The following is a 2,116-nucleotide window of genomic DNA, read 5'->3' as shown; positions in this document are numbered from 1 at the left end:
ACATGGCGATCATCCAGAGATTTTTTTGCAGCAGGCGCATCAAACCGATTTCCTGACCCGTCATTTCAAGCAGGCATCCCAAAGACCCGCATGAAGGCGGAAATCAGGATGATGCATAGCAGAAAAGCGCTCCACGCGACAATGTGACCGTGCCTGTGGCGAAGGGGTCATTCCACCGCGTCGAGAGTCGTGCATGCGACCCATGATCTCAGATGACGCATTCCAGCTGCATTTCGGTGCGCGAAAGAACCTCGCGCACCGCGTCGACCACCGGCTTGACTTCCAGGCCCCAGACGCAGCATGCCTTGCTGGGATCCGGCGCGCGGCAAAGGTCCTCGGCCATGCAGGCGCAAGGCATCGGCGGCTGGAGCGAGATGCTGGGCACGCCGACGGGACCCCAGCGCGACGGCTCCGTCAGACCGAACAGCCCGACAACCGGGGTCCCAGTGGCTGCCGCCATGTGCATCGGGCCGCTCTCATTGCCGAGAAACAGCCGGGCCTGTTTCAGCACCGCCAGCAGGCTTTCAAGCGACAGGTCACCGACGAGATTGACGACCGGCGGCGCGGTCCTGGCGACGATGCGTTCGGCGATCTCGCGCTCGTCCGGGCCGCCCACCAGGACGACGTCCAGGCCGGTCTCGCCGGCAATCTCGACGATCGCTGCTGCAAACCGCTCCGGCTGCCAACGTCGCCCCTCGAAGCTTGCACCCGCATGCACGGCGATGAAGGCATTTGGCCGCAGATGGTGTTTATCCAGGAGCGCCAATGCTTTCGCCATCTCCAATGGCAGCGGCTGAAGGTTCGGAATCACCGTGCGAAGTTCAATGCCGAGCGCTTCGAGCGGCGAGAGGTAGCGGTACAGGAAATGCTGGCCATCAAAGCCGTAGGGCTTGGCAAGGACGTTGGCGGGCTGCCGCTCCAGCATACGCAAGGGTCTTTCGGAGGGATTGTATCCGACACGGGTCTTTGCGTGGACGAGCCCGGTGAGGATGCGCGACGTCTTCGAATCGGTCAGGTCGATGGTCAGGTCGAAGCGGAAGCGGCGCAACGCCCGCACCATGGCGTAGAGCTCCTTCCCGCGCTCCAAGGGCGTGCCGCGCATGCGGTCGCGCCTGAATGCGACCACCTCGGAAGCGATACCATGGGCGATCACGAAGCTCTCGAAGCGGGCCTCGCACAGAAAGACGATGCTGGCGCCGGGGAATTCGAGCCGCAGGTTCTTGGCGAGCGCCGAGGCGAGGACGAGATCTCCTATGAACTTGGTTTGAATGACCAGGATCGAGCGGAGCGGCGCGGGAGAGATCTGCAGCATCTGTTTCCGGGAGCAATTTGCGGATGGCCGCAAATTGGGCAGGAACAATGTCGAGATTACGCGGCGCGGCCAGCACGTTCGCGTGAATTGTCTTACAAAACGGTAAGCTGGATGGATCCTATCCGCGGCCTGTTTTCGCAACCAGCACCGCTGCCTGCGCTGCCGCCAGCCTGGCGATCGGCACGCGATAGGGCGAACAGGACACGTAGTCGAGGCCGACCTCTTCGCAAAAGCGGATCGAGGCCGGATCGCCGCCATGTTCGCCGCAGATGCCGAGCTTGATGTCGGGCCGCGTCGCCTTGCCCTTTTGCGCGGCCATGCGCACCAGTTCGCCGACGCCCTCGATGTCGAGCGAGACGAACGGGTCCTGATCGATAATGCCCTTCTGGCGGTAGGTTTCCAGGAACGAGGCCGCATCGTCGCGCGAGATGCCGAAGGTCGTCTGGGTCAGGTCGTTGGTGCCGAAGGAGAAGAATTCGGCTGATTCTGCAATGACATGCGCGCGGATGGCGGCGCGGGGAAGCTCGATCATCGTGCCAGTGAGATAGTCGATCTTGACCCCGGTTTCCTCCATGACGCTCTTGGCAACCGCATCGATGCGCGCCTTGACGTAGTCGAGTTCCTTCACCAGGCCGACGAGCGGCACCATGATCTCGGGGACCACCAGGGCGCCGGCCTTCCTGCCGGCCTCCACGGCCGCCTCGAAAATGGCCCGTGCCTGCATCTCGGCGATCTCGGGGTAGGAGACGGCCAGGCGGCAGCCACGATGGCCGAGCATCGGGTTGAACTCGTGCAGTGCCTCGG

The 2,116-nt window shown here is 63.2% G+C and carries 2 protein-coding genes; both read right to left on the bottom strand.

The annotated features are described in order from the left end of the window. Window positions 1–208 precede the first annotated feature (208 nt). Entirely contained in the window at window positions 209–1,312 is a 1,104-nt protein-coding gene (locus EN879_RS33185; protein ID WP_013532743.1) for a glycosyltransferase family 9 protein, read from the bottom strand. A 118-nt stretch (window positions 1,313–1,430) separates the two neighbouring features. Further along, window positions 1,431–2,116: putative PEP-binding protein (locus EN879_RS33180; protein WP_348631517.1), on the bottom strand; the 686-nt coding region annotated here is incomplete at its 5' end.

This window comes from Mesorhizobium sp. M7A.F.Ca.AU.002.02.1.1, assembly GCF_003998535.1.
In the GTDB taxonomy this organism is placed as follows: domain Bacteria; phylum Pseudomonadota; class Alphaproteobacteria; order Rhizobiales; family Rhizobiaceae; genus Mesorhizobium; species Mesorhizobium ciceri.
Note: the sequence above shows the minus strand (reverse complement) of the source record. Positions and strands in the feature narration are given on the sequence as shown.

Bases quoted from the DNA above. Each gene is read 5' to 3' on its own strand.
- EN879_RS33185 (WP_013532743.1), bottom strand. From the start codon at position 1,312: ATGCTGCAGATCTCTCCCGCGCCGCTCCGCTCGATCCTGGTCATTCAA.